Consider the following 8010-nt stretch of genomic DNA (forward strand, 5'->3'; position numbering starts at 1 on the left):
GCCGTGTCCACTCCGATGCGTACAACATGATGTAACAATTGTCGGTACTGGGCTAGTGCTTTTTTCAAAGTTATACTTGATTCAGCAGCTTAAATTAAATTGCGTTTAATCAGTTCGAAGGCAATCTGGACTGCGTTGGAGGCGGCGCCTTTGCGGATGTTGTCGGCGACGACCCAGAGGTTCAGACCGTTGTCGACACTGAAATCGCGGCGCAGTCGGCCGACATAGACCTCATCGGTGTTTTCAGCGGTGCGGGCCAGCGGGTAGACGTTGTTGGCCGGATCATCCTGGAGGATAATCCCCGGGGCGTTGCTGTAAAGGTTGCGGATGGCGTCCAGCTCAAAGGGTTTTTTCAGCTCGACGTTGACGCTTTCGCTGTGGCTGTAGAAAACCGGCACCCGGACCGTGGTGGCAGTGATCCGCAGGCTGTCATCATGGAGGATTTTCTGGGTTTCGTTGATCATTTTCATTTCCTCTTTGGTGTAGCCGTTGTCCAGGAAGGAATCAATGTGGGGCAGCACGTTATAGGCAATCGGGTGAGGATAAAAAGCATTGTCTTCGCCCTTGATCCCGTTTTCCAGATCGGCATAGCCCTTGACCCCAGAACCGGACACGGCCTGATAGGTGGAATAGACAATCCGGTCGATCCCGAAGGCATCATAGAGCGGTTTTAACGCCACTACCGCCTGAATGGTGGAACAGTTGGGGTTGGCAATGATGTTTTTGTGCCAGTCCAGATCTTCCGGGTTAACTTCGGGTACCACCAGCGGCACTAACGGATCCATCCGGAAGGCACTGCTGTTGTCAATGACGATGACACCTTTGGCGGCAGCCACTGGCGAAAACCGTTCGCTGGTATCGCCACCGGCCGAGAACAGGGCAATATCAATATCCTGATCAAAAGCTTCGTCACAAAGCTCCTGAACGACGTAGGATTTTCCATTAAAAAGAATTTCTTTGCCAGCCGACCGTTTCGATGCCATCGGATACAGGTTCTTGACCGGGAATTTAAGCTCCGCCAGAACCTGAAGCATTTTCTGTCCCACCATACCGGTGGCGCCAACAACTGCAACATTATAAGATTTCATAGTACCTCCAAAAATTGAAATTAAAAAAAGCCGGTAACGGGTACCGGCTAAAAAACAAAGAAAACACTCAAAAAAGAGATTCCATTGGGTTTTAGATAGCACTCCATCATTAAAAATGATGACAGTCTCACTGCTCTTAACAGTAAGCCCAGGAACAAGGTTGGCAAAACATGATCCTTCGGCGAGCTTTCCTTTCACAACGTTTCAACCCATTAGCCATGGTCACCGCCGTTAATCTTAAAGTCCGCACCTCTATCGTATCTATTCGATTCTGACCATTGTAACAATTATCCCTGATGATTTCAAGAGGGAATTGTTAAAAAATTAAATAAAATAAAAAAAGCAACGCATTTAAATAAAATACGTTGCTTTTCAGTATTTGGGATTATTTTGTCAAATCAACAGCATCTAATGCGTCATTAATTGATTTAATTAATACGTCAACATCAATCCCGTGGGCCAATGCGCCTTCTTCAATACTCTCGAAACGAGCTGCCATACAACCAAAGCAATGCATTCCGTAAGCCTGGAATACGTTGACAGAATCCGGATATGCGTTAACAGCATCTAAGATGCCCATATCTTTAGTAACTTTCATTTTTTTCACCTCCGCAAAGTGTTAATCTCATTTTACATATCATACATTATAAAACTTAAAAAAAGATTTGACAAGTTAAAAAGAAATAAAAGTCGTTTACTTGCTAAAATAGCGGTCTAAGGTTATAATAGTAGCATAGGGGAATTTTATAGTAAAGGGGTGGATTATTGTGATAGTTGATAAAGTAATCGTTAATAACAAGGCCGGACTCCATGCAAAACCAGCCTCACTTTTTGTTCAAAGAGCCAATGATTTTAAAAGCGAAATCTATATCAAAAAAGAAGCAACCCGGGTTAATGCCAAAAGCATTATGGGTGTGATGATTCTGGCCGTTCAAAAAGGCGACGAGATACAAATCGAAGCAACTGGCGATGACGAAAAAAAAGCAGTTGAACAGTTAAAGCAACTGATTGAAGATCGTTTTGATTTTGTGGATGAAGTTTAGTTATCAATAATGATATTAATTTAAAGAACAAATTCAGAAACCACGGATGGATAAAGTATGAATGCAAATTCATGCTTTTCTTTTTTCGGGGTTAACCTGCCTGAGTAATTTGCAACTGCGGAAGTGCCGTTAGCTTTGTATCCAGTTTCGCACGAAACAATTTCTACACTGTACGTCGTACAGGCTATCGCCAGTTCGCCTACACGTTACGAAATTGTTTGTGGAAACTGAACTCAAAGCAATTATTGTTCGTTGTTTTTGAGTTGCACAATTACTTAGGTTTGAAAGTATAATTGGAGAACAACATGCGAAAAATCTTAATAGCGATATCTTTTTTTACCCGGATCCCTATCAAACTGAAGGATGTCAGTGCCGAGGAATTTTATGAGTCGATGATCCTAATCCCGCTGGTGGGGGTTTTTATTGGCGCAATCCTGTGGGGAGCCGCGGTTTTATTCTCGTTGATTCATTTTGTCCAGCTCCAGGCGCTGCTGATGGTGATTGTCTATATCTGGCTCACCGGCGGCCTCCACCTGGACGGCTTTGCCGATACCACCGATGCCCTGTTCTCGGCCCGGGACCGCGAAAAGATGATGGAAATCATGAAAGACAGCCGCTTGGGAGCCTTTGGCGCCATTGGTCTGATCTTGATTATTTTAACCAATTGGATGAGCTATACCATTATTCTGCCCGAATACAGCACCGCCCTGCTGGTGATGCCGGTATTTGGCCGGACGATGGCGATCATGTCCACCTGTTTTTCCAGCTACGCCCCCGGTGGCGGCGGTTTGGGCAAACGCTTTGTCGAGATGACCCAGCTTCACCATTTTATTATTTATCTGGTCTTACTACTGGGTTATGCCACCCTGATCCTGGGCCTGCCCGGTCTGCTGACCGCCGTGATCTGCCTGCTGCCAGCCCTGCTGCTGATGAAAAACCTCCAGCACAAAATCGGCGGCATGACCGGTGACACCATCGGGATGACCATCGAACTCAACCAGACCTTTTTCATGGTTGTCTTTGCGATCATCCTGATTAACTTTCCGGTTTATTTTAAACTTTTTTAGGAAAAGATACACAATGGTTGCTTTGGTGCCTGTTTCCACAAACACTTATGTAACAAGTGTTTGTGAGAAACGGGCAAAAAAACACACGAACGTTTTGGTTAGCTTTGACTAATTATATAAATCTTTTAGCAGTTTGTTATAAATGATGTGAAAAATTATTAAGAAAGGGTATGAATGAATAAGTCAATCAACGATTCTGGCAAAAAAGCCCGAGTTGATACCGCTCCCAAAGAAAATAAGGGTTTTCTGCCGATGTCGAAAAAAGAGATGCGCGCATTGGGTATTACCCAATGTGATTTTATTCTCGTCACCGGTGATGCCTATGTCGATCACCCCTCGTTTGGGGCGGCCATCATCGGCCGGGTGCTCCAGGCCCGGGGGTTTTCGGTGGGCATCATCGCCCAACCGAACTGGCAGGAAAACGCCGATTTTAACCAACTGGGCGCCCCCCGACTGGGCTTTCTGGTTACCGCCGGTAACCTCGATTCGATGGTGAATCACTTCACGGTGAACAAAAAACGCCGCCGTGAGGACGTCTATGCCCCCGGCGGCCAGGCCGGATTGCGACCGGACCGGGCGACCATTGTTTATTGCGGCAAGATCCGTGAAAATTTCGGCGAAATCCCCCTGATTATTGGCGGCATCGAAGCCAGTCTGCGGCGCTTTGCCCACTATGATTACTGGCAGGAAAAGGTCCGCCGGCCGATTCTCTTCGATTCCCGGGCCGACCTGCTGGTTTACGGCATGGGCGAACGGGCGATGATTGAGATTGCTGAAGGCCTGAATGCCGGCATCCCGGTGGACCAGCTGACCCATATCAAAGGCACCGCGGTCATCAGCCGGGAGGCAGAAGCTGGTGATGCAGTACTGCTGCCGACCACCGAGGAAGTGATGGCGGATACCCAGACCTATGCCCGGGCCACGGCGCTGATTTACCAGAGTAACAATGCTCATGATCCGCGGATTTATCGGCAGCCCACCGGCAACCGCTACCTGCAGCAGAACCCGCCTCAGCCGCCGCTTTCTCAGGCCGAGTTTGATGCCCTTTATGATCTGCCCTTTACCTACCGCTGGCATCCTGCCTACGATCAGGTCGGCGGTGTGCCGGGACTGGAAGAAGTGAAGTTCAGCATTACCGCCAACCGCGGCTGCTATGGTAATTGTACTTTTTGCGCCCTGGCCATTCACCAGGGTAAATATGTCCAGATGCGCAGCCGCGATTCGATTGTCCGGGAAGCCGCGCGGATGGCCAAAGATTCGGATTTCAAGGGCTATATTCATGATATTGGCGGACCGACTGCCAATTTCTCGCATCTGGCCTGTAAAAAACAGGACACCCGGGGCTATTGTCGGGATCGCGAATGTCTGGCCCCAGAACCCTGCAAAAACATCGACGCCAGCCACAAGCCCTATCTGGAGGCCCTTCGGGCAGTCCGGAAACTGCCGGGCGTCAAAAAAGTTTTTATCCGCTCGGGCATCCGTTATGACTATCTGGCGCTCGATAAGGACAAGGCGTTTTTCCGGGAATTGGTCGAGCACCATATCAGCGGACAGCTGCGGGTCGCTCCGGAACATGTCTCAGACGAAGTGCTGCGGCATATGGGCAAACCAGCCTTTAAGGTTTATGAAAACTTTGCCCGCAACTTTAAACAGATTGACGAACAATTGGGCAAGAACCAGTTTGTCCTGCCTTATTTCATCACCGGTCATCCCGGATGCAGTCTCCAGGATGCCGTCAAGCTGGCCGAATATATCCGCGACATGGGCTTTTTTCCGGAACAGGTCCAGGATTTTTATCCCACTCCGGGCTCGGTCGCCACAGCGATGTATCATACCGGGGTCAATCCCCTGACGATGGCGGCGGTTTATGTTCCTAAGGGTCGCGAAAAGAACATGCAGCGAGCCCTGGTTCAGTACAATAAGCGGGAAAACTATCTGCTGGTTCATGAGGCTCTGACCAAAGCCTATCGGGAGGATCTGATTGGCAGCGGCAAAAAAGCGCTGATTCCAGCCAAGGTAAAAAGCACGGACCATCCGACCGGTCATGCCAATAAAAACAGTAAAACCAATAAAACGAGATCGGCCCAGCCAGCTCCGGCGAAGCGGTCAAAAAATAAACCAAAAAGATAAAAGCAGAGGTAAAAATGGAAAAAAAATTAACTGAATCCATTGAGGATTATATCGAAACCATTTATCTGGAAAGTCAAAAACATGGCAAGGGCGTGCGGATTACCGACGTCGCCCTGGAACTCAAGGTCAGCAAGGCCAGTGCCAATGATGCGGTCCGCAAGCTCAAGGAGTTGGGCTATGTTGAACACGAACGTTATGGGCAGATCTATCTCACTGAAACCGGGAAAGACCGGGCCGTGAAAGTTTATGAAAAGCACCGACTGATTACCGAATTTCTGGTCAAGTCGCTGGACGTGTCGTTACCGAATGCGGAGAAAGATGCCTGCGGCATTGAACATATTATCTCGGAAGAAACCTTCGAAAAAATGAAGGCTTATCTCGATCAATAAACATTAGTAGCGAACTACCGTACCGACAATTGTTAATCTGTTGTTCGCTACGGAATCGGACAGGCGATGCCGTGTCCGCTCCGATGCGTACAACATGATGTAACAATTGTCGGTACTAGTTTAGCTATTTATTAAAAAACATACGATCACAAAATAAAGAAAATTAAGGAAGTAAGAATGAACGAAACAAGCAACCAGATTAAAGTTGGCGAGCAGTATACCATGGAATTAATGGACATCACCCATAGTGGCGAAGGGGTCGGACGACTGGAGAACATGATCGTCTTTGTTGAAGGCGGCCTTCCTGGGGATGTGGTGGAAGTTGAAATCAAAAATGTCAAAAAAACCTATGCTCAGGCGAAACTGCTGGCGATTACCACCGCCTCACCGGAACGGGTCACCCCGGCCTGTCCGTATTTTGAACAATGCGGCGGCTGTCAGATCCTGCATATGAGTTATCAGGGGCAGCTACGGGCGAAGTCGAAAATGGTTATGGATGCCCTCCAGCGGATTGGCGGTCTCAAAGAAATTGAGGTGGCGCCGATTATCGGGATGGAAGATCCCCAGCGTTATCGCAATAAGGCCCAGTTTAAACTGGACCACAAAGGTATGGGTTTCTATGCTAAAAAATCCCATAATCTGGTCCATATCGAGGATTGTCTGAACCAACCGGAGTCGGCTGCCGATGCGATCAAAACCATCAACGCCCTGATTCAGGAGCTGAACCTGAGCATTTATGATGAACGGACCCATAAGGGCTATATCCGGGGCGTCCTGCAACGGACCAATCTGCAGGGCGAAAACATGATCACCCTGATCATTAATGGCAAGGATTTAAGCCAGCGTCAGGCGATTGTCGAAGGGATTCTGGCCGGGATTCCCAATGTCAAAAGCATTTATGTCAATATCAACCGCGAAAAAGGCAATGTCATCCTGGGTCGGAAAAGCCTCTGTGTCCACGGCGCTGCCCGCCTGGTCGAACAGATCGGCGAGCTCAGTTTTTCAATCTCACCCAATTCCTTTTTCCAGGTTAATTCCAAACAAACGGTTAAGCTCTATGATACCATCAAAGCCTTTGCCAACCTGACCGGCAGTGAAACCGTCTTTGATCTGTATTGCGGCACTGGCACTATTGGTCTTTATCTGGCCGCTCAGGCCAAACAGGTCATCGGGATCGAAAGCGTCGGCGATGCCATCCTCGATGCCCGGGAAAATGCCGGACTCAATCAGATTGAAAATGCCAGCTTTCATTTAGGCCGGGCGGAAGACGAAATGCTCAAGATCATCAAAGAAGAAGGTTTTAAACCGGACCTGATCATTCTTGATCCGCCCCGAAAAGGCTGTGAAGAAACACTGCTGGCGGCGATCACCGAACTGGGCACTCCCCGGGTCATCTATGTCTCCTGCAACCCGTCAACGCTAGCCCGAGATCTGAAGTATCTGACCGAAGCCGGTTATGCCATCAAAGCAGTCCAACCAGTGGATTTATTCCCCGGCACTGGCCACGTTGAGACGGTAGTATTGATGTCACGAGAAAAATAAAGAATGTGTGGAAAGCCCGGTATTACTGGGCTTTTTCTTTTTTTGTGGTATAATTTTAATATCTAAAAACAGGTACACGTACTTCGTGAGAATCGATCCAAGGAGCTGGTTTTGGCCCGTACAGTGCGATTTAGATGTTTTATAATTTTGGTAGAGAGAAGTCAGCATGGATTTAGGATTTTAAAATTGTACTTTATGGATAAAAAAATGATATTTAGCGAAATAAAGTTGCCTATTGAATTCGACTTTGTTATTATAAATTTCATACAATTAAGAATTATAAAAACATTGACTCTCTTTGTTAGTGAGAGTATCATAAGAGTGTAAGGGTCTTATTGTTTAGAAAGACTTGTGGTAATAAGTCAATATAATGTTTAAGAAAAATTTAGAGATGTTTTTTAAAAAAGGCATCACTAAACAGGCCTAATACTATTAGGCTTTTAAAAGGATNTGCGCATCGATTTATTAATCGGTACTACACACTCCTTTCCGGTGCATAGAGTTGGTGGTTGCGTAGTAGCACATCCACCATGCGCACTAGTTTTCTTGCGGTAAGAACGAGGGCTCGTTTGTGCTGATGTTTGGGAACTTCATGATANTTTTTGAGATAGTATTCCCGATAAACCGGTTCATTTCGCATGACCGAGCCGGCAGCTTCGACCAGGTAATAACGAAGATAGTGGTTNCCAGTTTTGGTCATGACGGTACGTTCGGATTCAAAGTTGCCGGATTGTTTTCGCTTCCAGTAAAG

Annotated in this window: 8 protein-coding genes and 1 riboswitch; of the genes, 5 read left to right on the top strand and 3 right to left on the bottom strand. The window is 47.2% G+C overall.

All coding sequences use genetic code 11. From position 1 onward, the window contains the following. Nucleotides 1-89 precede the first annotated feature (89 nt). Both A3KS_RS0119500 and A3KS_RS0119505 read right to left on the bottom strand, forming a co-directional pair. On the bottom strand, nucleotides 90-1088 hold the full coding sequence (locus A3KS_RS0119500) for an aspartate-semialdehyde dehydrogenase (RefSeq protein ID WP_026396316.1): 999 nt from the start codon (nucleotides 1086-1088) through the stop codon (nucleotides 90-92). A gap of 88 nt (nucleotides 1089-1176) precedes the next feature. Then, nucleotides 1177-1351, bottom strand: a riboswitch (Lysine riboswitch). A gap of 122 nt (nucleotides 1352-1473) precedes the next feature. Beyond that, nucleotides 1474-1686 carry a DUF1858 domain-containing protein gene (locus tag A3KS_RS0119505; RefSeq protein ID WP_026396317.1) on the bottom strand — a complete coding sequence of 71 codons (213 nt, stop codon included), beginning with the start codon at nucleotides 1684-1686 and terminating at the stop codon, nucleotides 1474-1476. Nucleotides 1687-1855: 169 nt separating this feature from the next. On the opposite strand from A3KS_RS0119505, the gene A3KS_RS0119510 reads away from it, so the two are divergent. The 5 genes from A3KS_RS0119510 (at nucleotide 1856) to rlmD (ending at nucleotide 7259) form a co-directional block, all read left to right on the top strand. Further along, complete coding sequence (locus A3KS_RS0119510) at nucleotides 1856-2131, top strand: HPr family phosphocarrier protein (protein WP_026396318.1); 276 nt, start codon at nucleotides 1856-1858, stop codon at nucleotides 2129-2131. 305 nt (nucleotides 2132-2436) lie between these two features. Continuing rightward, nucleotides 2437-3198, top strand: a complete 762-nt coding sequence (cobS, locus tag A3KS_RS0119515; protein ID WP_026396319.1) for an adenosylcobinamide-GDP ribazoletransferase — start codon at nucleotides 2437-2439, stop codon at nucleotides 3196-3198. 174 nt (nucleotides 3199-3372) lie between these two features. Continuing rightward, complete coding sequence (locus A3KS_RS22155; RefSeq protein WP_156913403.1) at nucleotides 3373-5328, top strand: YgiQ family radical SAM protein; 1956 nt, start codon at nucleotides 3373-3375, stop codon at nucleotides 5326-5328. A gap of 14 nt (nucleotides 5329-5342) precedes the next feature. Continuing rightward, nucleotides 5343-5717 carry a metal-dependent transcriptional regulator gene (locus A3KS_RS0119525; protein ID WP_026396320.1) on the top strand — a complete coding sequence of 125 codons (375 nt, stop codon included), beginning with the start codon at nucleotides 5343-5345 and terminating at the stop codon, nucleotides 5715-5717. A gap of 177 nt (nucleotides 5718-5894) precedes the next feature. Continuing rightward, nucleotides 5895-7259, top strand: coding sequence for a 23S rRNA (uracil(1939)-C(5))-methyltransferase RlmD (gene rlmD / locus A3KS_RS0119530; protein WP_026396321.1), 1365 nt, complete (start codon nucleotides 5895-5897; stop codon nucleotides 7257-7259). 475 nt (nucleotides 7260-7734) lie between these two features. Here rlmD and A3KS_RS0119540 read toward each other — a convergent pair. Continuing rightward, nucleotides 7735-8010: transposase (locus A3KS_RS0119540; RefSeq protein WP_026396323.1), on the bottom strand; the 276-nt coding region annotated here is incomplete at its 5' end.

The sequence above is a fragment of the Acetobacterium malicum subsp. dehalogenans DSM 11527 genome, assembly GCF_000472665.1.
Classification (GTDB): Bacteria; Bacillota; Clostridia; order Eubacteriales; family Eubacteriaceae; genus Acetobacterium; species Acetobacterium malicum.

Excerpts from the sequence above, each read along its gene's own strand:
- A3KS_RS0119500 (WP_026396316.1), bottom strand. The coding sequence starts at position 1,088 with ATGAAATCTTATAATGTTGCAGTTGTTGGCGCCACCGGTATGGTGGGA.
- A3KS_RS0119505 (WP_026396317.1), bottom strand. The coding sequence starts at position 1,686 with ATGAAAGTTACTAAAGATATGGGCATCTTAGATGCTGTTAACGCATAT.
- cobS (WP_026396319.1), top strand. The coding sequence starts at position 2,437 with ATGCGAAAAATCTTAATAGCGATATCTTTTTTTACCCGGATCCCTATC.
- A3KS_RS22155 (WP_156913403.1), top strand. The coding sequence starts at position 3,373 with ATGAATAAGTCAATCAACGATTCTGGCAAAAAAGCCCGAGTTGATACC.
- A3KS_RS0119525 (WP_026396320.1), top strand. The coding sequence starts at position 5,343 with ATGGAAAAAAAATTAACTGAATCCATTGAGGATTATATCGAAACCATT.
- rlmD (WP_026396321.1), top strand. The coding sequence starts at position 5,895 with ATGAACGAAACAAGCAACCAGATTAAAGTTGGCGAGCAGTATACCATG.